This window comes from Pectobacterium peruviense (assembly GCF_003312355.2).
Lineage (GTDB): Bacteria > Pseudomonadota > Gammaproteobacteria > Enterobacterales > Enterobacteriaceae > Pectobacterium > Pectobacterium peruviense.
Window position 1 is genome coordinate 1,623,450 of the sequence record NZ_CP161826.1, and the last position, 26,827, is coordinate 1,650,276.

General features: G+C 52.1%; 23 protein-coding genes. 19 read left to right on the top strand and 4 right to left on the bottom strand.

The window, feature by feature from the left end; all coding sequences use genetic code 11:
- Positions 1-15 precede the first annotated feature (15 nt).
- From DUT67_RS07380 to elaB, 13 genes are all read left to right on the top strand, one after another.
- On the top strand, positions 16-690 hold the full coding sequence (locus DUT67_RS07380; protein WP_005969846.1) for an NADH-quinone oxidoreductase subunit B family protein: 675 nt from the start codon (positions 16-18) through the stop codon (positions 688-690).
- A 98-nt stretch (positions 691-788) separates the two neighbouring features.
- Positions 789-2,588 carry an NADH-quinone oxidoreductase subunit C/D gene (gene nuoC, locus DUT67_RS07385; RefSeq protein ID WP_048259478.1) on the top strand — a complete coding sequence of 600 codons (1,800 nt, stop codon included), beginning with the start codon at positions 789-791 and terminating at the stop codon, positions 2,586-2,588.
- A gap of 2 nt (positions 2,589-2,590) precedes the next feature.
- Positions 2,591-3,136: an NADH-quinone oxidoreductase subunit NuoE gene (nuoE, locus tag DUT67_RS07390; RefSeq protein ID WP_011094553.1), complete on the top strand. Its 546-nt coding sequence runs from the start codon at positions 2,591-2,593 to the stop codon at positions 3,134-3,136.
- A complete protein-coding gene (nuoF, locus tag DUT67_RS07395) occupies positions 3,133-4,482 on the top strand; it encodes an NADH-quinone oxidoreductase subunit NuoF (RefSeq protein ID WP_048259479.1) in 1,350 nt (449 codons plus the stop codon). The genes nuoE and nuoF overlap by 4 nt, the downstream gene beginning before the upstream one ends.
- 187 nt (positions 4,483-4,669) lie before the next feature.
- Positions 4,670-7,396 (top strand): NADH-quinone oxidoreductase subunit NuoG, encoded by a 2,727-nt coding sequence (gene nuoG, locus DUT67_RS07400; protein WP_048259480.1) that lies wholly within the window; start codon positions 4,670-4,672, stop codon positions 7,394-7,396.
- Positions 7,393-8,367 (top strand): NADH-quinone oxidoreductase subunit NuoH, encoded by a 975-nt coding sequence (gene nuoH / locus DUT67_RS07405; RefSeq protein ID WP_048259481.1) that lies wholly within the window; start codon positions 7,393-7,395, stop codon positions 8,365-8,367. The genes nuoG and nuoH overlap by 4 nt, the downstream gene beginning before the upstream one ends.
- Positions 8,368-8,384: 17 nt before the next feature.
- Positions 8,385-8,927: an NADH-quinone oxidoreductase subunit NuoI gene (gene nuoI, locus DUT67_RS07410; RefSeq protein ID WP_005969838.1), complete on the top strand. Its 543-nt coding sequence runs from the start codon at positions 8,385-8,387 to the stop codon at positions 8,925-8,927.
- A gap of 9 nt (positions 8,928-8,936) precedes the next feature.
- The gene (gene nuoJ, locus DUT67_RS07415; RefSeq protein ID WP_048259482.1) at positions 8,937-9,497 is read left to right on the top strand and encodes an NADH-quinone oxidoreductase subunit J; all 561 of its coding nucleotides are present in this window, start codon (positions 8,937-8,939) and stop codon (positions 9,495-9,497) included.
- Complete coding sequence (nuoK, locus tag DUT67_RS07420; protein WP_005969835.1) at positions 9,494-9,796, top strand: NADH-quinone oxidoreductase subunit NuoK; 303 nt, start codon at positions 9,494-9,496, stop codon at positions 9,794-9,796. Before nuoJ ends, nuoK begins: the two co-directional genes overlap by 4 nt.
- Entirely contained in the window at positions 9,793-11,643 is a 1,851-nt protein-coding gene (gene nuoL, locus DUT67_RS07425; protein WP_048259483.1) for an NADH-quinone oxidoreductase subunit L, read from the top strand. Before nuoK ends, nuoL begins: the two co-directional genes overlap by 4 nt.
- Positions 11,644-11,743: 100 nt before the next feature.
- Positions 11,744-13,279: an NADH-quinone oxidoreductase subunit M gene (nuoM, locus tag DUT67_RS07430; RefSeq protein WP_048259484.1), complete on the top strand. Its 1,536-nt coding sequence runs from the start codon at positions 11,744-11,746 to the stop codon at positions 13,277-13,279.
- Positions 13,280-13,285: 6 nt separating this feature from the next.
- Positions 13,286-14,743 carry an NADH-quinone oxidoreductase subunit NuoN gene (nuoN, locus tag DUT67_RS07435; protein ID WP_048259485.1) on the top strand — a complete coding sequence of 486 codons (1,458 nt, stop codon included), beginning with the start codon at positions 13,286-13,288 and terminating at the stop codon, positions 14,741-14,743.
- A gap of 188 nt (positions 14,744-14,931) precedes the next feature.
- Positions 14,932-15,243: a stress response protein ElaB gene (gene elaB / locus DUT67_RS07440; protein WP_048259486.1), complete on the top strand. Its 312-nt coding sequence runs from the start codon at positions 14,932-14,934 to the stop codon at positions 15,241-15,243.
- Positions 15,244-15,371: 128 nt separating this feature from the next.
- Here the strand turns inward: elaB and treC are convergent, their stop codons facing one another.
- From treC to DUT67_RS07460, 4 genes are all read right to left on the bottom strand, one after another.
- A complete protein-coding gene (treC, locus tag DUT67_RS07445; RefSeq protein WP_048259487.1) occupies positions 15,372-17,063 on the bottom strand; it encodes an alpha,alpha-phosphotrehalase in 1,692 nt (563 codons plus the stop codon).
- Positions 17,064-17,128: 65 nt separating this feature from the next.
- Positions 17,129-18,547 carry a PTS trehalose transporter subunit IIBC gene (gene treB / locus DUT67_RS07450; protein ID WP_048259488.1) on the bottom strand — a complete coding sequence of 473 codons (1,419 nt, stop codon included), beginning with the start codon at positions 18,545-18,547 and terminating at the stop codon, positions 17,129-17,131.
- Between the two features lie 574 nt (positions 18,548-19,121).
- Complete coding sequence (locus DUT67_RS07455) at positions 19,122-19,682, bottom strand: GNAT family N-acetyltransferase (protein ID WP_048259489.1); 561 nt, start codon at positions 19,680-19,682, stop codon at positions 19,122-19,124.
- 13 nt (positions 19,683-19,695) lie between these two features.
- Positions 19,696-20,592, bottom strand: coding sequence for a PhzF family phenazine biosynthesis protein (locus tag DUT67_RS07460; protein WP_048259490.1), 897 nt, complete (start codon positions 20,590-20,592; stop codon positions 19,696-19,698).
- A 117-nt stretch (positions 20,593-20,709) separates the two neighbouring features.
- Between DUT67_RS07460 and DUT67_RS07465 the strand changes: the two genes are divergently transcribed.
- The 6 genes from DUT67_RS07465 to DUT67_RS07490 all read left to right on the top strand — a co-directional run bounded on the left by DUT67_RS07465 (position 20,710) and on the right by DUT67_RS07490 (position 26,749).
- A complete protein-coding gene (locus tag DUT67_RS07465) occupies positions 20,710-22,302 on the top strand; it encodes an ABC-F family ATPase (protein WP_072062021.1) in 1,593 nt (530 codons plus the stop codon).
- A 397-nt stretch (positions 22,303-22,699) separates the two neighbouring features.
- Complete coding sequence (hutW, locus tag DUT67_RS07470) at positions 22,700-24,013, top strand: heme anaerobic degradation radical SAM methyltransferase ChuW/HutW (RefSeq protein ID WP_048259491.1); 1,314 nt, start codon at positions 22,700-22,702, stop codon at positions 24,011-24,013.
- Positions 24,014-24,024: 11 nt separating this feature from the next.
- Positions 24,025-24,528 carry a heme utilization cystosolic carrier protein HutX gene (gene hutX, locus DUT67_RS07475; protein ID WP_223254628.1) on the top strand — a complete coding sequence of 168 codons (504 nt, stop codon included), beginning with the start codon at positions 24,025-24,027 and terminating at the stop codon, positions 24,526-24,528.
- Positions 24,525-25,154, top strand: coding sequence for an NAD(P)H-binding protein (locus tag DUT67_RS07480; protein WP_048259493.1), 630 nt, complete (start codon positions 24,525-24,527; stop codon positions 25,152-25,154). Before hutX ends, DUT67_RS07480 begins: the two co-directional genes overlap by 4 nt.
- Before the next feature lie 159 nt (positions 25,155-25,313).
- Complete coding sequence (locus DUT67_RS07485; RefSeq protein ID WP_223254627.1) at positions 25,314-25,790, top strand: YlaC family protein; 477 nt, start codon at positions 25,314-25,316, stop codon at positions 25,788-25,790.
- Positions 25,791-26,026: 236 nt separating this feature from the next.
- Entirely contained in the window at positions 26,027-26,749 is a 723-nt protein-coding gene (locus DUT67_RS07490; protein WP_048259495.1) for a glutamine amidotransferase, read from the top strand.
- Positions 26,750-26,827 lie beyond the last annotated feature (78 nt).

Here is a 26,827-nt window from a genome sequence, read left to right on the forward strand (position 1 = left end):
GCGAGGCATTTTAAGATGGACTATACGCTCACCCGCATAGAGCCGGACGGTGAGAATGACCGTTATCCCCTGCAACGTCAGGAGATCGTTTCCGACCCTCTGGAGCAACATGTTCACCGCAGTGTCTATATGGGCAAACTGGAACATGCATTACACGATACGGTGAACTGGGGTCGTCAGAATTCCCTGTGGCCGTATAACTTCGGCCTTTCCTGTTGCTATGTAGAAATGGTGACGTCGTTTACCGCCGTCCATGACGTTGCGCGTTTTGGTGCTGAGGTTCTGCGTGCGTCGCCACGTCAGGCTGACTTCATGGTGGTTGCTGGTACCTGTTTTACCAAGATGGCTCCCGTTATTCAGCGTCTGTACGAGCAAATGCTTGAACCTAAATGGGTTATCTCCATGGGCGCATGCGCCAATTCCGGCGGCATGTACGATATCTACTCCGTCGTTCAGGGTGTAGATAAATTCCTGCCTGTTGATGTGTATATTCCGGGCTGCCCTCCGCGCCCTGAAGCCTACATGCAAGCGCTGCTGCTGCTGAAAGAATCTATCGGTAAAGAACGCCGCCCTCTGTCATGGGTGGTAGGTGAACAGGGCGTTTACCGCGCCAACATGCAATCTGAGCGTGAGCGCAAACGCGGCGAGCGAATCGCTGTGACTAACCTGCGTTCGCCTGATGAGATTTGACCTGTAGCTGATAAATCCGGTGGCCGTGTAATACCCCGATAATAGTGTGCGGTCATTATCAGATACAGAAATAGCACATTTAATGTGGTGACATATTTATGACAGATTTAACGACACACGATCTCGCTCAGCCAGGCTGGCAAACCCGCGATCATCTTAACGATCCGGTCGTTGGCGAACTGTGTAACCGTTTTGGACCAGATTCATTTACTGTACAGGCAACCCGCACAGGTATTCCCGTTGTGTGGGTTAAACGTGAGCAATTACTCGATGTTGTCACATTCCTGAAAAAACAGCCGAAGCCTTATGTCATGCTGTTTGACCTGCACGGAATGGATGAGCGTCTGCGTACCCATCGTGAAGGTTTACCTGCCGCCGACTACTCCGTTTTTTACCACTTAATTTCTATCGAACGTAACCGCGACATCATGCTGAAGGTCGCGTTGGCCGAGAATGATCTGCATTTACCGACCGTGACCAAACTCTTCCCGAATGCCAATTGGTATGAGCGGGAGACGTGGGAGATGTTCGGCATGACCTTCAATGGTCATCCAAATCTGACGCGCATTATGATGCCGCAGACGTGGGAAGGTCACCCGCTGCGTAAAGATTATCCGGCGCGTGCGACTGAATTCGATCCTTTCGAGCTGACCAAGCAGAAAGAAGATCTGGAAATGGAATCGCTGACGTTCAAACCGGAAGAGTGGGGAATGAAGCGCGGCACTGAAAATGAGGACTTCATGTTCCTCAACCTCGGTCCGAACCATCCGTCTTCTCACGGTGCTTTCCGTATTATTCTGCAGTTGGATGGCGAAGAAATCGTCGACTGCGTGCCTGATGTGGGTTATCACCATCGCGGCGCGGAGAAAATGGGCGAGCGTCAGTCCTGGCACAGCTACATTCCTTATACCGACCGTATTGAATACCTTGGCGGCTGCGTTAACGAAATGCCGTACGTGCTGGCCGTTGAAAAACTGGCGGGTATCGAGGTGCCGGATCGTGTCAAAACGATTCGCGTGATGCTGTCCGAACTGTTCCGCATTAACAGCCACTTGCTGTATATCAGTACCTATATTCAGGACGTCGGGGCAATGACTCCGGTGTTCTTTGCGTTTACTGACCGCCAGAAAATTTACGATTTGGTTGAAGCGATTACCGGTTTCCGTATGCACCCAGCCTGGTTCCGTATTGGCGGTGTCGCGCACGACCTGCCACGTGGCTGGGAGCGTCTGCTGCGTGAATTCCTCGACTGGATGCCAGCTCGTTTGGACACGTATGTCAAATCCGCGTTGCAGAACACCATTCTGAAAGGCCGTACTCAAGGCGTTGCCGCCTACAATGCGAAAGAAGCATTGGAGTGGGGCGTAACTGGTGCAGGTCTGCGTGCCACAGGCATCGGTTTCGACGTGCGTAAATGGCGTCCGTATTCAGGCTATGAAAACTTTGACTTTGAAGTGCCAGTAGGCGATGGCATTAGCGATTGCTATAGCCGCGTTATGCTGAAAGTTGAAGAACTGCGTCAGAGCCTGCGGATTCTGGATCAGTGCCTCAAGAACATGCCGGAAGGGCCGTTCAAAGCGGATCACCCGCTGACGACGCCGCCGCCAAAAGAGCGCACGCTGCAGCATATTGATACGCTGATTAACCACTTCCTTCAGGTTTCCTGGGGACCGGTTATGCCTGCCAATGAATCATTCCAGATGGTTGAGGCAACAAAAGGCATCAACAGCTATTACCTGACCAGTGACGGCGGCACGATGAGCTACCGTACCCGTATTCGCACGCCGAGCTATGCGCATCTGCAACAGATTCCTTCTGTAATTCGTGGATGTCTGGTATCCGACCTAATCGTTTACCTCGGCAGTATTGATTTCGTAATGTCAGATGTGGACCGCTAATTATGCATGATCACAACAATCACGATCATATTGACGCTCAGGGACAACCTGCTGCCGATTCGCTGACAAAAGAAAATGCTTTTGTATTGAGTGACGCCGAACGTGACGCCATTGAGCACGAAAAGCATCACTACGAAGATGCACGTGCCGCGTCAATTGAAGCACTGAAAATTGTGCAAAAAGCACGTGGCTGGGTACCGGATGGTGCTATCAACGCGATTGCCGATCTGCTGGGTATCCCCGCCAGTGACGTGGAAGGTGTGGCAACGTTCTACAGCCAGATTTATCGCCAGCCAGTCGGGCGTCATATTATTCGCTATTGCGATAGCGTCGTGTGCCACATCAATGGCTATCAGGGTGTTCAGGCTGCGCTTGAGCGTAAGCTCAGCATCAAACCGGGGCAGACAACGTTCGATGGACGTTTCACGCTGCTGCCGACCTGCTGCCTGGGTAACTGTGACAAGGGGCCGTCAATGATGATTGACGACGATACCCACAGCCATGTGACGCCGGAAGGTATCGAATCGTTATTGGAGCAGTATCAATGAGTAAAGACATTGTTCTGACTGCTGAGCAGCATCCTCTGACCTGGCGTTTACGCGCAGACAAACAGCCGGTGTGGCTGGATGAATATCGCAGTAAAAATGGTTATGTCGCTGCGCAAAAAGCGTTAACGGGTATGGCGCAGGATGAAGTGGTCTCGCTGGTTAAAGACGCAGGTCTGAAAGGACGTGGCGGCGCGGGCTTTTCAACAGGCTTGAAATGGAGCCTGATGCCGAAAGATGAAAGCATGAACATCCGCTACCTGTTATGTAACGCGGATGAGATGGAACCAGGTACTTATAAAGACCGCCTGTTGATGGAGCAAGAGCCCCACCTGCTGGTTGAAGGCATGCTAATCAGCGCCTTTGCGCTGAAAGCCTACCGCGGCTACATTTTCCTGCGTGGCGAGTACATCGAAGCTGCTGTTCACTTGCGTCGCGCAATTGAAGAAGCAAAAGCCGCTGGCTTGTTAGGCAAGAATATTCTGGGCAGCGGGTTTGATTTCGAGCTGTTCGTGCATACGGGTGCAGGGCGTTACATCTGCGGTGAAGAAACTGCACTGATTAACTCGCTGGAAGGCCGTCGTGCCAACCCTCGCTCCAAGCCGCCTTTCCCGGCGTCTGCGGGTGTTTGGGGCAAACCAACTTGTGTCAATAACGTCGAAACGCTGTGTAACGTACCGGCGATTATTGAGCACGGTGCGGCGTGGTATCAGGGACTGTCTGCCGGTAAAAGTAAAGATGCAGGCACGAAACTGATGGGTTTCTCCGGCCGCGTCAAGAATCCGGGCCTGTGGGAACTGCCTTTCGGCACCACGGCGCGTGAGATTCTGGAAGACTACGCGGGTGGCATGCGCGATGGTCTGAAACTGAAAGCTTGGCAGCCGGGCGGTGCAGGTACGGACTTCCTGACGGAAAACCATCTCGATCTACCAATGGATTTTGAGCACATTGCAAAAGCAGGTAGCCGTATGGGTACCGCGCTGGCGATGGCGGTCGATCACGAAATCAATATGGTCTCGTTGACGCGTAATCTCGAAGAGTTCTTTGCCCGTGAATCCTGTGGCTGGTGTACACCGTGCCGTGATGGTCTGCCGTGGAGCGTGAAGATTCTGCGTGCGCTGGAAAATGGTGAAGGCCAGCCTGGCGATATCGAAACGCTGGAACAGCTTTGCCGCTTCCTTGGGCCGGGTAACACCTTCTGTGCGCATGCGCCGGGTGCGGTCGAGCCGCTGCAAAGTGCCATTAAGTATTTCCGAGAAGAATTCGAAGCTGGTATCTCTAAACAGTATTTAGGCAACCTCAAAGCGATTGGCGGTATTCAGCCTAACCTGTTGAAAGAGCGCTGGTAAACCAGTGCCTAACACGTGCGAGATGCAGTGAATGTATCCGCAGGGTGGCGCAAATAAGCCACCCTCATAAACCCAATAGATTTCAAGGCGCAGGTAGCCAACGCATTTGCGGTTTGAAAGATGAGGGTATACAGAATTTTTGATTAGCGCCTGTGGCAACACGGGCCATTATGGAAGCATGCTGACTATGGCTACTATTCATGTAGACGGCAAAGAGTATGAAGTAAACGGAGCGGACAACCTTCTGGAAGCTTGCCTGACTCTGGGACTTGATATTCCTTACTTTTGCTGGCACCCCGCGCTCGGGAGCGTCGGATCCTGCCGCCTCTGTGCGGTAAAACAGTATCAAAACGCGGAAGATACTCGCGGTCGTCTGGTGATGTCTTGTATGACACCAGCAACCGAAGGAACGTTCATCGCGATTGACGATGAAGAAGCGAAACTATTCCGTAAGACGATAGTTGAGTTTCTGATGACCAACCACCCGCATGATTGTCCGGTGTGTGAGGAAGGCGGTAACTGTCATTTGCAGGATATGACGGTTATGACGGGGCAGAACTTCCGTCGCTACCGTTTCACCAAGCGTACCCACCGCAATCAGGATCTCGGGCCGTTCATTTCTCATGAGATGAACCGCTGTATCGCATGCTATCGCTGCGTGCGTTACTACAAAGACTATGCGGATGGTAAAGATCTCGGCGTTTACGGCGCACACGACAACGTCTACTTCGGTCGCCCGGAAGATGGCACGCTGGAAAGCGAATTCTCCGGTAACCTGGTTGAAGTGTGCCCTACCGGTGTATTCACCGATAAAACGCACTCCGAGCGCTATAACCGTAAATGGGATATGCAGTTTGCACCGAGCGTCTGCCAACAGTGCAGCATCGGCTGTAATACCAGCCCCGGCGAACGCTATGGCGAGTTACGCCGTATCGAAAACCGCTTCAACGGTAGCGTAAACCACTATTTCCTGTGTGACCGCGGCCGTTTTGGTTACGGCTATGTCAACCAGAAAGACCGTCCAAGCCAACCACTGCAGCGTCGTGGTGATGATTGGATCGCGCTGAATGCCGATCAGGCACTGCAAGGTGCTGCGGATGTTCTGCGTCAGGCGAAGAAAACCATCGGTATTGGTTCACCGCGTGCCAGCATTGAAAGCAACTTCGCGTTGCGTGAGCTGGTGGGTGCAGAGAACTTCTATACCGGTATCGCGCAGGAAGAACAAAATCGCCTGCAACTGATCTTGAAAGTGCTGCGCGAAAGCGGTGTAAGAACGCCAGCGCTGCGTGAGATCGAAGGCTACGATGCAGTTCTGATTCTGGGTGAAGATTTAACACAGACGGGTGCGCGTATCGCACTGGCCGTTCGTCAGGCCGTTAAAGGCAAAGCTCGCGAAATGGCAGCAGCACAGAAAGTGGCTGACTGGCAGATTGCGGCGATCATGAACATTGGTCAGCATGCCAAGCACCCGCTGTTTGTCACTAACGTCGACAACACCCGTCTGGACGACATTGCTGCATGGAACTACCGTGCACCCGTTGCCGATCAGGCGCGTCTTGGTTTTGCGATTGCACACGGGTTAGATAGCAGTGCCCCAGCAGTCACTGACCTCGCTGCAGGTCTCGACCAGAAAGTCGATATCATCGTACAGGCACTGGCTGGTGCGAGAAAACCGCTCATCATTTCCGGCACTAACGCGGGCAGCGAAGATGTGATCTCTGCTGCGGCAAACGTTGCCAAAGCGCTGAAAAATCGCGGCTCTGACGTCGGTATTACCTTTGTTGCACCTGCTGCAAACAGCATTGGGTTGTCAATCATGGGCGGCGGTTCGCTGGATGACGCGCTGGTGCAGTTAGAAAACGGCGAAGCCGACAGCGTGGTGGTTCTGGAGAACGATCTCTACCGTCATGCACCGGTCGCTCGCGTTGATGCGGCACTGGAAAAAGCTGAGAACCTGATTGTGGTCGATCATCAGCGTACTCGCATTATGGACAAGGCCAGCATCATTCTGTCTGCCGCCAGCTTTGCTGAAAGCGACGGTACGTTGGTGAATCAGGAAGGCCGCGCTCAGCGTTTCTTCCAGGTTTATGACCCAACGTACTACAACGACAAAATTGTAATGCTGGAAAGCTGGCGCTGGCTGCACTCGCTGTATATCACCTATAACAGCCGTCAGGTTGACTGGACGCAACTGGATAACGTGATTGACGCGTGTGTCGCTGAACTGCCGCAATTGGCTGCGATTAAAGATGCCGCACCGGACGCTTCGTTCCGTATTCGTGGTCAGAAACTGTCGCGTTCACCGATTCGCTCCAGCGGCCGTACTGCGATGCGTGCCAATATCAGCGTGCATGAACCGCGTCAGCCTGTCGATAAAGACACCATGTTTGCTTTCTCAATGGAAGGGAACAACAGTCCGACGGCCAATCGTCAGCAGATTCCGTTTGCCTGGGCACCAGGTTGGAACTCACCGCAAGCCTGGAACAAATTCCAGGACGAAGTGGGCGGACATTTGCGTCATGGCGATCCGGGTGTGCGTATGATCGAAGCTGGCGAAGGTTCTCTGGCGTATTTCGACAACATTCCTGCGGCTTTCGTCCCACAAGCGGGTCAATGGCGCGTTGCGCCGTATTATCACCTGTTTGGTAGTGATGAAATGTCACAGCGTTCTGACGTAATTCAGCAGCGTATGCCAGAGCCTTACGTGATGGTAAACCCGGCTGATGCGGCAACGCTGGGTGTAAACGCCGGTACGTTGCTGGAGTTGACCTGTGCAGGGCAAACGCTACGTCTGCCACTGCGCTTAAGTGCGGCATTGAGTCAGGGACAGGTTGGTTTACCGCTGGGCTTGCCGGGTATTGCACCGGTGCTGGCGGGTGCAACCGTTGAAAATCTGCGGGAGGCCGCACAATGAGTTGGTTAACGCCGGAATTAATCGAGATTCTGATCACCGTCGGAAAAGCGATCGTGATTCTGCTGGTTGTGGTGACCTGTGGCGCATTCATGAGTATGGGTGAACGTCGACTGCTTGGCCTCTTCCAGGGACGTTATGGACCGAACCGGGTAGGTTGGGGCGGTTCATTACAGCTTGTCGCTGACATGATCAAAATGTTTTTCAAAGAAGACTGGGTGCCGAACTTTACCGATAAGGTGATCTTCACGTTGGCACCGATGATCGCGTTTACATCAATGCTGATTGCCTTTGCGATTGTGCCGATCACGCCAACCTGGGGTGTCGCCGATCTGAACATCGGTATCCTGTTCTTCCTGATGATGGCGGGTTTGGCCGTTTACGCAGTGCTGTTTGCTGGTTGGGCGAGTAACAACAAATACTCGTTGCTGGGAGCGGTACGTGCTTCCGCTCAGACCGTGAGCTACGAAGTCTTCATCGGCCTGTCGCTGATGGGCGTTGTCGCACAAGCGGGCTCGTTCAACATGCGTGACATCGTCGATTCTCAGGAACATTTGTGGAACGTTATTCCGCAGTTCTTCGGCTTTATCACGTTTGCCATCGCAGGCGTGGCGGTATGTCACCGTCACCCGTTTGACCAACCTGAAGCTGAACAGGAACTGGCCGATGGTTACCACATTGAATATTCCGGCATGAAGTTCGGTCTGTTTTTCGTGGGCGAATATATCGGGATTGTTACCGTTTCTGCGCTGATGGTGACCTTATTCTTCGGTGGCTGGCATGGTCCGTTCTTGCCACCGTTTGTCTGGTTTGCGCTGAAAACTGGCTTTTTCATGATGATGTTCATCCTGATTCGTGCTTCGTTACCCCGTCCACGTTATGACCAGGTGATGGCTTTCGGTTGGAAAGTCTGTCTGCCGATAACGCTTTTGAATCTGCTGGCGACCGCCGCCGTCATTTTGTACAACGCTTAAGAAGGGGTGAATAAACCATGACATTGAAAGAGTTAGTGGTTGGTTTCGGCACCCAGATACGCAGTATCTGTATGGTGGGATCGAATGCTTTTAAGAAGCGCGAAACCAGGATGTACCCAGAAGAGCCGGTGAATCCACCACCACGTTATCGTGGTCGTATCGTACTGACGCGCGATCCTGATGGTGAAGAGCGTTGTGTTGCTTGCAACCTGTGTGCGGTGGCTTGTCCGGTCGGCTGTATCTCATTGCAGAAAGCGGAAACCAAAGATGGTCGCTGGTATCCCGAGTTCTTCCGCGTCAACTTCTCGCGCTGCATTTTCTGTGGCTTCTGTGAAGAAGCGTGTCCGACAACAGCTATCCAGCTGACGCCGGATTTCGAGATGGGCGAGTACAAACGTCAGGATCTGGTGTACGAGAAAGAAGATCTGCTGATATCGGGGCCGGGTAAATATCCGGAATACAATTTCTACCGGATGGCTGGTATGGCAATCGATGGGAAAGACAAAGGCGAAGCTGAAAATGAAGCCAAACCTATTGATGTCAAAGGCCTGTTGCCCTAAGGAGCTAGCATGGAATTCGCTTTTTATACCACAGGTTTGATTGCGATATTGGCGACACTGCGCGTCATTACGCATACCAATCCTGTGCATGCATTGTTGTATATGGTCACCTCGCTCATGGCGATTGCGGGCGTCTTTTTCTCGCTGGGGGCTAATTTTGCCGGCGCGCTGAGCATCATCGTGTATGCGGGTGCCATCATGGTGCTGTTCGTGTTCGTGGTCATGATGCTCAACCTCGGCTCTTCTGTCGAAGAACAAGAGCGGAATTGGCTGAAACCCAGCGTCTGGATTGGTCCAAGTATTCTCTCACTGGCGTTACTGGTGATTGTGGTCAACGCCATCCTTAGCCTGAAAGATCAGGGCATCACTGGCACGCCTGTTGAGGCGAAAGTGGTGGGTATCAGCCTGTTTGGGCCTTATGTTCTGGCAGTTGAATTGGCGTCAATGCTGCTGCTGGCGGGATTGGTTGTCGCTTTCCACATTGGTCGTGAAGATAAACGTGGTGACGTTGTCAATAAAGAAAGCGCGAACCAGGACGTTGAGAAAAAAATAACGGGGGAACGCGCATGATTCCGTTACAACACGGGTTGATTTTAGCCGCTATTCTGTTTGTTCTGGGGCTGACTGGTCTGTTGATTCGTCGTAACCTGCTGTTTATGTTGATCAGTCTGGAGATTATGATCAACGCTGCTGCGCTGGCTTTTGTCGTCGCGGGTAGCTACTGGCAGCAGCCAGATGGTCAGGTGATGTACATTCTGGCGATTACACTGGCAGCAGCCGAGGCCAGTATTGGTCTGGCATTGTTGCTACAGATGTATCGTCGTCGTCAGACCCTGAATATTGATACAGTCAGTGAGATGCGCGGATGAACTTACTCTATTTAACAATACTCTTCCCGCTGCTCGGCTTTCTGTTGCTGGCATTTTCCCGTGGTCGCTGGTCAGAAAATACGTCAGCGACTGTCGGTGTTGGCTCGATTGGTCTGGCTGCGCTGGTTACCGCTTGGGTTGTGGTCGATTTTATGGGCCAGCAGCACAGCGGCGGTGTCACCTTCTTTAATCAGCATTTGTGGACATGGATGACCGTTGGTAATTTCGACATTAGCGTAACGCTGATGCTCGACGGTCTTTCTGTGACGATGCTGTCCGTGGTGATCGGTGTCGGTTTCTTTATCCACCTGTTTGCCTCTTGGTATATGCGTGGGGAAGAGGGATATTCTCGCTTCTTCGCTTACACCAACCTGTTTATCGCGAGTATGGTCGTTCTGGTACTGGCTGATAACCTGTTGCTGATGTACCTCGGTTGGGAAGGGGTAGGACTGTGCAGTTATCTGCTGATCGGTTTCTACTACACCAATCCGAAAAACGGCGCGGCAGCGATGAAGGCCTTCATTGTTACGCGTGTGGGTGACGTCTTTCTGGCCTTTGCTCTGTTCATCCTTTACAAAGAATTGGGCACGCTCAACTTCCGCGAACTGATGGTCTTGGCACCGCAGAAATTAGCTGAAGGTTCGCCAGAAATCACCTGGGCTACGTTGATGTTGCTGGGTGGTGCGGTTGGTAAATCAGCACAGCTGCCGCTGCAAACCTGGCTGGCAGATGCGATGGCTGGCCCAACGCCAGTATCTGCATTGATCCATGCCGCGACGATGGTTACCGCAGGTGTTTACCTGATTGCGCGTACCAACGGCCTGTTCCTGATGGCGCCGGATGTTCTGCATCTGGTGGGCATTGTCGGCGCTGTAACGCTGGTGCTGGCGGGTTTTGCCGCTCTGGTGCAAACCGACATCAAACGCGTGCTGGCCTATTCTACGATGAGCCAGATTGGTTACATGTTCCTGGCGCTGGGCGTTCAGGCATGGGATGCCGCGATTTTCCACCTTATGACGCACGCATTCTTTAAAGCGCTGCTGTTCCTCTCTTCTGGTTCGGTGATTTTGGCCTGCCACCATGAGCAGAACATCTTCAAGATGGGCGGCCTGCGTAAAACGATTCCGCTGGTTTATGTCTGCTTCCTGGTCGGGGGGGCGGCGCTATCTGCATTGCCGCTGGTTACCGCAGGTTTCTTCAGTAAAGACGAGATTCTGGCTGGCGCATGGGCAAATGGTCACATCAATCTGATGGTGGCTGGATTGGCTGGTGCCTTCATGACCTCGCTGTATACGTTCCGTATGATTTTCATCGTGTTCCACGGTGAAGAGAAAATTAAGGCGCATGCAGGAAAAGGCATTTCTCACCACTTACCGCTGGTTGTGCTGATGATTCTGTCCACCTTTATTGGTGCGATGATTGTTCCGCCGTTGCACGGTGTATTACCGGCGACGACTGAGCTTGAACACGGCCAGTTGATGACGCTGGAAATTACTTCTGGCGTGGTAGCGATTGCCGGTATTCTGCTTGCCGCTGTGCTGTGGCTGGGTAAACGTCAGGCCGTGAATAGCATCGCGAAGAGTGCCCCAGGTCGTTTCTTCTCGACCTGGTGGTTCCACGCGTGGGGCTTCGACTGGTTGTACGACCATGTCTTTGTTAAACCGTATCTGGCTATCGCGAAGCTGTTGCAGCGTGATCCGTTAAATGCATTGATGACCCTTCCGGCTACCGTTACCCGCTGGGGTAATCGTGGACTGGCGCTCAGTGCGAATGGTCAGTTGCGCTGGTACGTTGCTTCTATGGGCTTTGGTGCCGTACTGGTGCTGGGCTTGTTACTGCTGGTGTAAGGCAGTATCCGGTAACGTATAAAAGGTAGGGCATTCCGCAGACAGGGATGCCCGCCACGGCAAGTTTTCAGATTTCTTTAATTTAGGGACACAAAACGCCATGCTACTACCTTGGCTAATTCTTCTCCCCTTTATCGGCGGTCTGCTGTGCTGGCAGTTAGAGCGTTTTGGTACGAAAGTACCGCGCTGGATAGCGTTGATTGCAATGGGGCTGACACTCGCACTGTCTCTGCAACTGTGGTTGCAAGGCGGTTACTCACTGACGGCGCCGACAGGCGTACCACAATGGCAATCCGAGTTTTATGTGCCGTGGATCCCGCGCTTCGGTATCGGTATTCATCTTGCGCTGGACGGCCTGTCGCTGCTGATGGTGGTGCTGACTGGCTTGCTGGGTGTGTTGGCAATCCTCTGTTCCTGGAATGAAATTCAGCGCTATCAGGGTTTCTTCCACCTGAACCTGCTGTGGATTCTGGGCGGCGTTATTGGCGTATTCCTTGCCATCGACATGTTCCTGTTCTTCTTCTTCTGGGAAATGATGCTGGTGCCGATGTACTTCCTGATTGCGCTGTGGGGGCATAAAGGCTCTGACGGTAAAACCAGAATTACGGCGGCGACCAAGTTCTTCATTTATACCCAGTCGAGCGGCTTGATCATGTTGATCGCGATTCTGGCGCTGGTCTTTGTGCATCACAATGCCACTGGCGTTTGGACGTTCAACTATGAAGACCTGCTGAAGACGCCGATGTCGTATGGCGTTGAATATCTGCTGATGCTGGGCTTCTTCATCGCGTTTGCTGTAAAAATGCCGGTCGTGCCGTTGCACGGTTGGTTGCCGGATGCACACAGTCAGGCTCCGACAGCGGGTTCTGTTGACCTGGCGGGTATCTTGCTGAAAACGGCGGCCTATGGTCTGCTGCGTTTCAGCCTGCCGCTGTTCCCGAATGCCTCTCATGCCTTTGCACCGATCGCTATGTGGTTGGGTGTGATTGGTATCTTCTACGGCGCATGGCTGGCGTTCAAACAGACGGATATCAAACGCCTGATTGCTTACACCTCGGTGTCGCACATGGGCTTCGTGATGATTGCTATCTATTCTGGCAGTCAACTGGCTTATCAGGGTGCAGTGATTCAGATGATTGCGCACGGCTTGTCTGCTGCCGGTCTGTTTATTCTGTGTGGCCAACTGTACGAACGTCTGCATACCCGTGACATGCGTGAAATGGGCGGTCTGTGGTCTCGTCTGAAATTCCTGCCTGCACTGTCTCTGTTCTTTGCTGTGGCGACCTTGGGTATGCCGGGTACGGGTAACTTTGTCGGCGAATTCATGATTCTGTTCGGCAGCTATCAGGTTGTGCCAGTCATTACGGTGATCTCAACCTTCGGTCTGGTATTTGCGTCGGTCTACTCACTGATCATGATCCAGCGTGCTTATTACGGTACGCCTAAATCTGATGAACCACTGAAGAGTATGTCGCTCCGCGAATTGTCTATCGTGATGCTGTTGGTGGTATTACTGGTGTTGTTAGGGGTTTACCCGCAACCGATTCTGGATACCTCCAGTGCCGCGATGTCAAATATCCAGCAGTGGTTTATGTCGTCTGCTCCAGATTCAATTATTTCAACAACAAGGCCGTAATTCGCCATGACAATAACTCTTCAACAACTAATTGCGCTATCGCCGCTGTTGATCGTCGGATTGACGGTAGTGGTTGTGATGCTGTGCATTGCGTGGCGACGCAACCATTTTGTCAACGCAACCATGACGGTTATCGGCCTGAATATTGCGTTGCTGTCACTGTACTTTGTCGGCAAGGTTGGCCCAACGGACGTGACGCCGCTGCTGCGTGTTGATGGCTTCTCGATGTTCTATACCGGGCTGGTTCTGCTTGCCAGCCTGGCAACCAGCACGTTTGCTTATCCGTGGCTGCAAGGCTACCCAGACAACCGTGATGAGTTCTATCTGTTGGTTCTCATTGCTGCGTTAGGTGGGATCCTGCTGTCGAGCGCTAACCATCTGGCTTCGCTGTTCATCGGGATTGAACTGCTTTCTCTGCCGCTGTTTGGTCTGGTCGGCTATGCTTTCCGCCTGAAGCGTTCGCTGGAAGCCAGTATTAAATACATGCTGCTGTCGGCGGCGGCGTCTTCCTTCCTGCTGTTTGGGATGGCGCTGATTTATGCTGAATCCGGCGATATGAGCTTTGCCAGCCTCGGTAAGAGCTTGAGCGATCATCAAATCCATGAGCCGCTGCTGTTGGCAGGTTTGGGGATGATGATTGTTGGTCTGGGCTTCAAACTGTCTCTGGTTCCGTTCCAGTTGTGGACGCCTGATGTGTATCAGGGTGCACCTGCGCCAGTGTCTACGTTTCTGGCAACGGCCGGTAAGATTGCGGTTTTCGGTGCGGTAATGCGTTTGTTCCTGTACGCGCCAGTGGCTGACAGTGAATCCGTCAGAATCGTGCTGGGCGTTATCGCATTCGCGTCGATCCTGTTCGGTAACGTGATGGCGGTATCGCAGACTAATATCAAACGTCTTCTCGGTTACTCCTCTATCGCGCATCTGGGTTACTTGTTGGTTGCCCTGATTGCGGTTCAGAGTCATCAACTAGCGTTGGAAACTGTCGGCGTTTATCTGGTCGGTTACCTGTTCAGCAGTCTGGGCGCGTTCGGTGTGGTTAGCCTGATGTCTAGCCCTTATCGTGGTCCAGATGCTGATTCGCTGTTCTCTTACCGTGGTTTGTTCTGGCATAAGCCGATTCTGTCTGCGGTGATGACGGTAATGATGCTGTCGCTGGCGGGTATCCCTATGACGCTGGGCTTCTTCGGTAAGTTCTACGTGTTGGCTGTCGGTGTGAATGCTGAACTGTGGTGGTTGACCGGTGCGGTTGTTCTGGGTAGCGCCATTGGCCTGTACTACTATCTGCGTGTGATGGTCAGTTTGTTCCTGAATGCACCGCAGGTGTTGCAGCGTGATACGCCAAACAACTGGGCATTAACCGCGGGTGGTGTGGTCGTATTGATCTCTTCCATCGCTGTGCTGTTCTTTGGTCTGTACCCGCAGCCGCTTATCTCTCTGGTGCAATTGGCGCAGCCAATGATGTAACCGCTGACGAGAGTCGGGTTGAGTAATGAAGCGCCGTTGATGAGAATCAACGGCGTTTTTTATACCAGTAAAATCTGTTTTAGGAATGATCTGGTCTATTGAAACCGTAGAAGTCGCGCAAAATTGTCTATAGTTAAGAAGGTAACGATTTATAACTCATGACTTTTCATAACAGAAGGAAGCACTTTATGGCGGCGACAAAAAAACAGCCTGAAGAAATTCGTGTCGATGATGATTTAAAACTTCTGTCTGAAACGCTGGATGAGGTACTGCGCTATACGGGGGATCAGGCCGACCAAGCTTATGTTGATTTGAAGAAGGGGGCGGAAAAAGCGCTGCTGGAAGTTAAAGCCCGCCTTGGCGTGACTGACAGCTATTATGCGCGTGCCAAGCAGGTGGCGGATAAAGCTGATGTTTATGTGCATGACAAACCGTGGCACGGCATCGGTATAGGCGCCACGGTCGGTCTGGTGCTGGGATTATTGCTGGCTAAGCGCTAGTTTCTGCGACACATTGCTCTGTCACCATCGCTTGGTAACGGCGAGCAAGGTCGGAGCGAACTCCTAAAGAATTCATCTAACATGTTTGACGATGTAGCGGGTAACCCCGCTACATCTCCTTATACTCCCTATTCTTGGATCTTATCCTCTTTCTCCTGCATTCCCTGTATCCAATACATGGCTTCAAATGGTCGCAACTCCAGTATTGCCGGTTGCGGCTGTGCATCAGAATAATTGCTAAATAACAGTCGCCAACGGCGGTCGTGGGTCTCCATCGGAGGCTGCCAGCGCAGGGGCTGTTTGCTGAGGTTTGCCAGAACCAGAAGCCGTTGCCCCTCCCAAGTGCGCTGATAGCACCAGACGTTAGGGTGATCTGGCAGCAAATCCTGATAGTCACCGTGCGTTAGCAGCGGAAGCGCTTTACGCATAGCGATAAGCTGCTGGTAGGTGTAAAAGACGGACTCTTTATCTGCCAGCGACTGCTCTGCGTTGATGTGAGGAAAGTTCTGGCATGGGGTTATCCACGGTGTGCCAGTCGTAAATCCAGCATGATCGCTGTCATCCCATTGCATCGGCGTACGGCCGTTATCGCGCGATTTGCTGGCGAGGATCGCTAAGATTTGCTCATCTGCCTGACCTCGATCGCGTTGTTCGGCAAATTGATTCAGGCTTTCAATATCGCGATATTGTTCAATTTGCGTATAGCCAGGATTGGTCATACCCAGTTCTTCGCCCTGATAGATATAGGGCGTGCCCTGCATACCGTGAAGCACCATCGCCAGCATCTTGGCGGATTGCACGCGGAATTCGCCTTCATCGCCAAAACGCGACACGATGCGTGGCTGATCGTGATTACACCAGAACAGCGCATTCCAGGCGTGGTTATGCATACCCTGCTGCCAGTGGTTAAAAATCTGCTTGAGTTGGATAAAATCAGGTTCCGCCAGCGTCCATTTTTCCCCATTGGGATAATCGACTTTCAGATGATGAAAATTGAACGTCATGGAGAGTTCGCTGCCGTCCAGTGCGGCGTAGCGGCGGCAATGTTCCAGTGAGGTCGATGACATCTCACCGACGGTCATCAAGCTGCGCGGTTGAAAAACATCCTGACTGAACTCTTGTAAGTAATCGTGAATAAGTGGTCCATCGGTATAAAAACGGCGTCCATCGCCTTGTGTGTCTGATGGAAAATCCTGCTGCTTGGAGACCAGATTGATCACATCTAGCCGCATGCCGTCTACGCCTTTATCCGCCCAAAATTCACAGACCTGCTTTAATTCATTCCGTACGCGCGGGTGCTCCCAGTTCAGATCGGCTTGTTCGGTGGCGAACAGATGCAGATAGTATTGTTTGCTTTCTGCGTGCCACCGCCAGGCCGGGCCGCCAAATTTTGAACGCCAGTTATTGGGCGGTGCACCGTCATTACCATCACGCCAGATATAAAAATGACGATAGGGGCTGCGGCGATCCTGAGCGTTCTGGAACCAGTGGTGCTGCGTAGAGGTATGGTTGAACACCATATCCATGACGATACGAATACGACGTCGATGTGCTTCGGCGATCAACGTTTCCATATCGGCCATCGTGCCGTAGGTTGGATCGATAGCGCAGTAGTCGGCCACGTCATAGCCGTTGTCAACCTGAGGAGAAAGGTAAACCGGAGTCAGCCAAATAGCATCGACGCCCAGCTGTTGCAGGTAATCGAGTCGGGCGGTGACACCGGCGATGTCGCCAATGCCATTTCCGGTACTGTCCTGAAAGCTCTTCGGATAGATTTGATAAATCACGCCGTTTTGCCACCAGGGGAGTGATGTACTCATGAAAAATCCTCCTGCAGCGATATCGCCGCGGCTCAACTGACGCGGCTGAATAGATGTTAGGGCGGTTATGCGGGATCTAGCGTGCCATTGCGACTTTTGCGCTTATAGACCAGCACGGTCAGCAGAATCGGAATGACGGCGGCAACCAGCATCGCGAGCGCAAAGATCCCCCAAAACTGTGGCTTGATGGAGAGGATGCCCGGTAATCCCCCTACGCCAATGCCGTTTGCCGTTACGCCATACAGGCCGCAAATGAGCGCAGCGGCGGCGGAGCCGATCATGGCGCACAGCATCGGAAAGCGGTATTTCAGGTTAATACCGTACATGGCCGGCTCGGTTACGCCAAGAAAAGCGGAAATCGCAGCAGGAACAGAGATTTCGCGTTCGTTGGCTTTCCGGCTGACGATAATCACCCCGACGACGGCAGCCGCCTGCGCAATGTTGGACAGTGCGATGAGTGGCCAGACTGGCGTGCCGCCCATACTCTGAATCATCTGCATATCAATCGCTAATGTCGTTTGGTGCACGCCCGTGATGACCAGCGGCGCATACAAGAACCCAAACAGCGCGGCACCAACCGGGGCGAAGCTACCTGTCATCACCGCCTTAACGGCCCAGGCGACGCCATCGCCAATCATACGACCAAACGGACCAATCAACGTGTGTGCCAGGAAAACGGCCAGAATGAGCGATGTTACGGGCACGACCACCAGATAGAGGTAATCCGGCACGATTTTTTTCAGCCGTATTTCGATTAACGCTAGCGCCATCCCAGCTAATACGGAAGGGATGACCTGCGCTTGATAGCCTATCTTCTCTATGGTGAACCAGCCAAAATTCCACACTTCGGGCGTTTGTTGACCGATGAGATAGGCGTTCATTAACTGTGGTGACACTAGCGTGATGCCCAGAACGATGCCGAGAATCGGTGTGCCGCCCATTTTGCGTACGGTTGACCAGCAGACGGCTACGGGGAGGTAGAAGAAGATGGCTTCGCCCAGTAACCAGAGGAAATCATAGACGGTTTGCCAGGTAGGGTAGAGCTGTACCAGCGTTTGTCCGTCGCGCATCGGGATGTCGCCGATAACGTTACGCGCCCCAAGGATCAAGCCCCCGCTGATGAGCGCGGGAAGTAGCGGGAAAAAGATCTCGGCAAAGTGTGAAATACTGCGCTCAAACCAGCTCATATTCTGGCGGGCGGCGACTTTGGCTTCTTCCTTATTAATTTCTCCTTTTCCCGTGGTAGCGAGCAGCGCTTTGTAATACTCATCTACGTTAGTGCCGATCACGACCTGAAATTGTCCGGCATTCGTGAAGCAGCCTTTCACCATGCGCATTTCTTCGATATTTTTGGGATGTGCCTTGGAAGCATCGTGTAAGACGAAGCGAAGGCGAGTGATGCAGTGCGTGACAGCCGCGATGTTCTCACGTCCGCCGACCAGCTCGATCAGACGGTCAATATCCTGTTGCTTAACTTTACTCATAGTCATGTCCTTATATCTTTTAGCGCAGACGTCGGGGACGCGAAGCAAGTACCGCTACAGAAAAGCATAGCCTGTTAATGATGATTTTGCCGTGAGAGGAAAATGTATTGGGCTGTTTTTAAAAGAGAATGCTCAGGCATGCGGCGTGCTGCACAAATCTGTGATGTGCGAGTAGACAAAAAAGGAAGGGGAATGAAGGTAATGTGGGAATAGGATAAAAACAAAAGCCGCCTGTAGTAGGCGGCTTTAGAGATTGTTTATATCACAATCAGAACGGGCTGATGATTGAACCAATACGTTCACAGTAGCTGACATAAACGTCTCCCATTCTTTTAAAGAATTTGCTGATTTTACGAAGCATAGTCATTATCAGACTCCTCTAACGGGTTAATTAAGTGTGATGTTCATCACGTTTTTAATGTTAGCGGAGATGAAATTGGATTTCAACATTTTTGTGATGTTAGTCACAAAAATATAACGAGTGAGTAAATGAAATGCACGGAGGTGTGAAGAGAACCTGATGCGCGCCCGATAGCACCGCGAATCAGGTGAGAGGATACACTACGAGCCCGTGTCAGCCGGAATAGTGATAAATATGGTGATCGAACCACTGCTCGCCAATCTGCTCCGCATCTTCCTCTGTGTGATGAAAAAGGAAGCCGAGTCGTTGGGCGACGGCGTTGCTACGCGTGTTGGCGGTTGAGACTTTGATGAAGCAGCGCTCAACGAGGTTTGCATCGGTATAGGCTGCTATCAGCGTACTGACGGCCTGAGAAATAATGCCTTTACCTTCAAATTCTTCGGCGAGCCAGTAGCCGATGACGCCTTCTTTATTTTGGATCGTGTTGAAGGAAACGATGCCTGCCAGCGCATCGTCCCAGCGGATGACGTATACCGCGGACGTTTTGTCGAAGAACGTCTTTCTGTTGCCGCGAATGGTTTCTCGCGTGTCATCGACGCTTTTGACGGAATCCGGCCAAGGCAACGTTCGCCGTAGACGTGGTTTTTCCTGCTGAATCAAGGTAAAGAGCGCCTCAGCGTCGCTCTCTTCCTGTATCGTTAGGCGCAGATGGGGCTGATGGCGTAGCTCATACAGCTTGTCTCCAAATAACGTATCTGTAGATAACGGTTCCATAAAGCCCCTCCTTTTAACGCTGCAACGTTCCATCAACGATCGTGACGCTGTGCCCGCCGATCCAAGGTTCATCGTTCAGATAAGTCACGGTAATTCGGCCGTCACGTTGCAGCATCGTGCCTTGTCGCACAAGATAACTGAGCGGTGCGTCGATATTATTCATTGAGTGATGCTGACGAAGCAACGCTGCCAGACAGGCATTGGCGCTGCCCGTAACGGGATCTTCTTTAAGATGGCCGCGTTCAATGTAGAACGTGCGAACTTCATAATCAGCAGGCGTCGCCCCATCGTGTGGGCCATAGATGGCGATGCCGTTGGTCTGGCTGAGGTTTTCCACTGCGGCGAGCGCTTCTGCATCCGGTATGATGTTCAGACAGGTGTCAGCACTGTCTACACGAATCACCAGCCAGCGAATGCCCATGTGTACGGCAGCAGGTGGATAGCGGTTATCGATGCAGGTAGCACCAAGGTTGGTAATGCCCAGCGCTTTTTCCATTAGCGGCATGTGCTCATCGCCAAACGGAACGATGGTGGCCTGTGGTGCGTGAAAAGCGAGGCTCTCATCATCACCGATGTTGATTGGAACCAAACCAATGCCACATTGTTGTATCAACTGCCCCGGAGATTTAGGACGCAATCCTTCTTCCAGCAGGGCGTGAGCGGTGCCTAGCGTGGGGTGACCAGCAAACGGGATTTCTGATTCTGGCGTAAAAATGCGCACATGATAATCCGCTAAAGGATCGGTGGCTGGCAGAACAAACGTGGTTTCTGACAGGTTTGTCCAGCGGGCGATATCTTGCATTTGCTCATCGGTTAACCCATTCGCTTCCATAATGACGGCAAGCGGATTGCCCTTGAAAGGCTGCTGGGTGAAAACATCGACCTGTTTGAAACGACGTACTATAGGCATCGCATTTCTCTCCTGTATGCGCTATCGATTAAATATTACTCAAAACTAACCGCGATCCTATCGCGCGCTTGTGGCATAATGCGCGCCAAATCACATTCCGACTCGAGTATAAGTGCTGTGTTAAGTACCAACAATATCACCATGCAGTTCGGCAGCAAGCCGTTGTTTGAAAACATCTCCGTTAAATTTGGCGGCGGCAACCGTTACGGTTTGATCGGCGCGAATGGCTGCGGTAAATCTACCTTTATGAAGATTCTCGGCGGTGACCTGGTGCCGAGTGGCGGTAACGTCTTCCTCGATCCCAATGAACGTCTGGGTAAACTGCGTCAGGATCAGTTCGCGTTTGAAAAATACAGTGTGCTGGATACCGTTATCATGGGCCACGGCGAGCTGTGGGCGGTAAAAGAAGAACGCGACCGTATCTACTCATTGGCTGAAATGAGCGAAGCCGACGGCTATAAAGTGGCCGATCTGGAAGTGGAATACGGTGAGATGGATGGCTACAGCGCAGAATCACGCGCGGGCGAACTGTTGCTGGGCGTGGGGATTCCTGTTGATCAGCACTATGGCTTGATGAGCGAAATTGCTCCCGGTTGGAAACTGCGTGTTTTGTTGGCACAGGCACTGTTTTCCGATCCCGAAATCCTGCTGCTCGACGAACCGACCAACAACCTGGATATCGATACTATCCGCTGGTTGGAGCAGGTGCTGAATGAGCGTAACAGCACCATGATCATTATCTCGCATGACCGTCACTTCCTGAATATGGTCTGTACACACATGGCGGATCTGGACTACGGCGAGCTGCGTGTTTATCCGGGTAACTATGATGAATACATGACGGCGGCGACGCAGGCTCGCGAGCGTTTACTGTCTGATAACGCCAAGAAGAAAGCACAGATTTCCGAACTGCAATCGTTCGTTAGCCGCTTTAGCGCCAATGCCTCTAAATCCAAACAGGCGACATCGCGCGCGCGCCAGATCGATAAAATTCAGTTGGATGAAGTGAAAGCCTCCAGCCGGCAAAACCCGTTTATCCGTTTTGATCAGGATAAGAAACTGTTCCGTAATGCGCTGGAAGTTGAAGCGTTGACCAAAGGTTTTGATAACGGCCCGCTGTTCAGCAAGCTGGGTCTCATGATCGAAGTGGGTGAAAAAGTCGCCATTTTGGGTGCCAACGGTGTGGGTAAATCGACATTGCTGAAAACGCTGGTCGGTGATTTCAAACCAGATAGCGGCACCGTTAAGTGGTCGGAAAATACTCAAATTGGTTACTACGCACAGGATCACGAATACGAATTCGATGAGACGCTGACGGTGTTTGACTGGATGAGTCAGTGGAAACAAGAAAAAGACGATGAACAAGCCGTACGCAGCGTGCTCGGTCGTTTGCTGTTCAGTCAGGACGATATCAAGAAGAAAGTGAAGGTCTTATCCGGTGGTGAAAAGGGTCGCATGCTGTTCGGTAAGCTGATGATGCAGCGTCCGAATATTCTGGTAATGGATGAACCGACCAACCACCTCGATATGGAATCGATTGAATCGCTGAACATGGCGCTGGAAATGTATGAAGGGACGCTGCTGTTCGTTTCCCATGACCGTGAATTTGTTAGCTCGCTGGCAACCCGTATTCTGGAAATGACGCCAAATAAAGTGAACGATTTCACCGGTAACTATGAAGATTACCTGCGCAGTCAGGGTATTCAGTAAGCCATAAACCGTTCCCGTCCTAGCCACTGTTTAGGACGGGGAACGGGTATTCTCAATTCCTCTCTCTTTTTTATCTCTTCTTGCCGATGTCGTCATTGAGCGGAAATATTCACTTATCCTGTCTGTTTTTTTACCCAAATTAACGAACTTTAATAAACGCGGTGTTTTTTTCGAAATTGTTAAAAAAGAAAAGAAATAGTCATCGTAACTGCATGAAATAAAAAACTAATGACTTTCTCTTGTCATGCTTTCAGTTTGCACAAAAGAAAGCAATTTGTTAATTCCTGTCGTTATTCTTCGGCATTCAAATTCAGCCCACTCATTTACGCTTCCGTCAGGTTGCCAAATAAAAATAATTATCATTTAATTTATTTTATTGATTATTTGGGGGCCGTTAATGAACATCGATTTGACGCCGTATTATGCCGAGCCCGGTGAGCAGCCTTTTAGCGCCCGACGTATGGCAATGCCTTGGCGCAACCATGTGCCACTTTCACCAGAACAAATTCCAGCCGGTTGGCAGACGCTGAAGCAGCAGAGTGTACCTGCGCGTAAGCGTCTGCTCTATCTGCACATTCCTTTTTGCGCCACGCACTGCACGTTCTGCGGTTTTTACCAAAACAAACTGCGTGATGACAGCACGGCGACCTACACCCGCTATCTGTTGCAAGAATTAGCGATGGAAGCGGACAGCCCGCTACATCAGTCAGCACCCATTCACGCGGTCTACTTTGGCGGCGGTACGCCAACGGCGCTGGCGGCTGATGAACTGTCGCAAATCATTCGTGCGATTCGCACTTCGCTGCCCTTAGCACCGGACTGTGAAATCACGGTAGAAGGACGGGCGATGGATTTTGATGATGAGCGAATCGATGCCTGTCTGGATGCAGGCGCGAACCGTTTCTCCATTGGGATTCAGACGTTTGATACCCGTATTCGCCAGCGTATGGCGCGTACCTCGGATAAACAGCAGTCAATCCGCTTTCTTGAACGCCTGTGTGAGCGGGACAGAGCCGCAGTGGTATGCGATCTGATGTTCGGCTTGCCGGAACAAACGCCGGAAATCTGGCGCGAAGATCTGGCGATCGTCAGCGATTTACCGTTAGACGGCGTCGATCTGTACGCACTTAATCTGTTACCGACAACGCCGCTGGCGAAAGCGGCCGAAAACCAGCGTGTTGCGCTGCCTGATGTGGTCGCTCGGCGTGACTTTTACCGGACTGGCGCGGCATTTCTGGCCGATGCTGGCTGGCACCAGCTTAGCAATAGCCACTGGGCACGCACTACGCGTGAACGCAATCTGTACAACTTACTGATTAAGCAAGGCGCGGACTGCCTGGCAATGGGAAGTGGCGCAGGCGGCAATATAAACGGACAGGCTTACATGATGGAACGCAGTCTGGAGCGCTATTACCAGCAGATCGATCAGGGGCAAAAACCGATCATGATGATGACGCCAGCCAGTTCCACCGGGCGCTGGCAGCATCAGCTTCAGGCGGGTATTGAGGTTGGGCGCATCAAACTGCCTCAACTGACCCAACATGCCCGTGAACTTCAGCCATTGCTGAGTCAGTGGCATGAGGCCGGTTTGACCTGTGACGATTCCACCTGCCTGCGCTTGACCAACGATGGCCGCTTTTGGGCGAATAACCTGATGCAGGCATTACAACAAATTATCCCTCAGCTTAATGCCGAAGAGCATGCCTACTAACCGGAGACGCAATCATGACCATGACACTGAATGAATTACTGGCAACCAACCCTGATGGCACATTGGAAGATATTGCCGGAAAGTACAATACGTCGCTGTTTGCCGTCGTTGAGGCGTTGCCTGCGGCTCAGCGTACGCTGGCGACGGGCGATCGTTTCGATCAGGTGTGGGACACGATTGCGACCTGGGGTGAAGTGACGCTCATTAGCCACACGGCGGATGCGATTCTGGAATTCAAGAGCGAGTTACCAACCGGTACGCACCGCCACGGTTACTTTAATTTGCGTGGCAAAAATGGCCTGAGTGGACACATTCGTGCGACGAGCTGTCAGCACATTGCGTTTATCGAGCGTAAGTTCATGGGGATGGACACGGCGTCCGTGGTGTTCTTTAATGCCAGTGGTGCGGCGATGTTTAAAATCTTCCTTGGACGAGACAGCCACCGCCAGCTGCTGAGCGCTCAGGTTGATGCGTTCCACGCGCTGGCGAGTGAATTACAACCGGAGCAGGTATGACGTGGTTACTTTTCGGCGCAGGCAATGGGGTGGGTGCTTGCTTATTACAGCGCGCCATTGAGTGCGAGCAGGCAGTAGTACTGGTATTACGCAATCCTGAACAGGCTAAACACTGGCGTGAGCAGGGGATGACCGTTGTGGAAGGTGATGCCTGCGACCCAGAAACGGTGGCAGAAGCCTGCCGTGTTGCTGGGCCGTCCGCTATTGTGGTATCGACGATGGGTGGTGGTACGGTAAATTATCAGGGACACCGCACGGTGATTGACGGCGCAGAGCAGGCAGGCATCAAGCGTATGCTGCTGGTGACCTCACTGGGCTGCGGTGATAGCTGGCCGCTACTGTCGCCACGCGCCAGAGCCGCGTTTGGCTTTGCGGTACGTGAGAAATCGCTGGCAGAAAGCTGGCTGCAAAGCAGCACGTTGGATCATTGTATCGTCCGTCCCGGCGGTCTGCTGGACGTAGTGGCGACGCACAATGCGAAACTGACGCAAGGTACAGCTACGTTGGGATTGGTATCACGCTCGGATGTGGCGCTGGCGGTTGATCAATTGCTGCAACAGCCCGTGTTTGATAATCACATCTACAATCTGATCGATCCCGATCTCACCATGCCCGCTATTCCGTAATCCCCGCTATTCTGTTATCAGTGTTGCTGGGATCGTTATCCCGGCAACCGGCGAACTGTTATAGCTAATCTGTCGAGAACTGTATCTGTTATCTCTCAGGTGGCTATGTTCTAATCGACGCCAGCAGTGTTGTATTCATTAAGCATGATGGTGATGACGATGGACGAAGTAAAACGCCTTCTGACCGAAGAGATCGAACGTATCAATCGGGAAGAAAAACGCGACAATAAAATACGTTTTAGCCGCAAATTCATGCAGTCACACCCTTATCTGTTTGCCGCGATGCTGGCGAGCTATGTGCCGGTTGCGATTATCCTCTTTTATGCCTCTTATTTTGGTTTGCCGTACCTGATCGGCTTTACCGTCTTCCTGCTGGTGATGACGCTGGCACTCTCGATGGATATCAACCCGACCTATCGCTTTGAAGACATTGATACGCTGGATTTACGTGTTTGTTATAACGGTGAGTGGTTTACGATCCGCCACGTATCGCAGGACACGTTGGATAAGCTGCTACGCAACGAGCAGGTACCGTCCGCAGTGAAAGCGGGGATAGAGAAAATTCAACGTACCAAAGGTGATGTTGATTTCTATGACGTTTTTTCGTTGGCCTATCGGCAACAGCCTTCTGCATAGCCAGCGATCTCCCCTCCGACTATCTACTTTCCTAATGACCAGATAATCCCGTCGTTTTCACCATGCTGAAGTTTGTATGTGTCTGGATTGCTCAGGGATTTGTTTTCATAAAGACTGGTTTTCATAAAAACAGAGTGCTACGTTCATTGTAAGCGACGGATGTCGCATTTCTTTTGATTTTTCAGACCGATAGTTTTCCTGGTTGATGGTTTCTCAAATACAGGCAGAACAGGACGATGAGCGAAAAGGTATTGCTGGTGATTCAGTTGGGCCAACCGCCGGAAGGCATCGCGTCTCAGGTTGGGCAACAGGGGAAGTGGTTTAGCGATGCGGTACAGGGTAAAACGCAGCCAGTGCAGGTGGTTCGTCCCGATCTCGGGGAGCTGCTGCCGCCGTTTGACGCGCTGGCTGCCGTAATTATCTCCGGTTCGTGGTCGATGGTCACGGATCGGCTGGACTGGAGCGAATACACCGCTGGCTGGCTGCGCGAGGCGTATTACGCAGATGTCCCGCTGCTAGGCGTGTGTTATGGGCACCAACTGCTGGCCGATGCGCTGGGCGGTAAAGTTGGCGATAACCCAAACGGCAAGGAAGTCGGTGTTCAGGTTGTGACAACCCATGGCGTTGCGGCACAAGATCCTTTACTGCGTGACTATCCGCCGCAGTTCGGCGCTTATCTGACCCACCAGCAATCCGTGCTGGAAGCGCCAGCAGGTGCGCAGGTACTGGCGAGTTCAGAGATGGACGGCTGTCAGATTATCCGCTACAGCGAGAAAGTGTTGACCGTGCAGTTCCACCCAGAATTCAACGCTGACGTTATGTTGACGTGCCTGCGTCATAATGAAACGGCGCTGCGACAGGGCGGTTGGGATGTCGATCGGATGATGGATATTCAACAAGAGCCTATCTGGGCACGTAAAATTCTGCTGGATTTCGTACAGCGTTACGCGGCGAAATAGCGCGCGTTCAACGTGTTGTTCTCGTTAAAACGTCCTGCTCGATCGTCACCCATCGGTGATGATCGAATCCAAAATAAT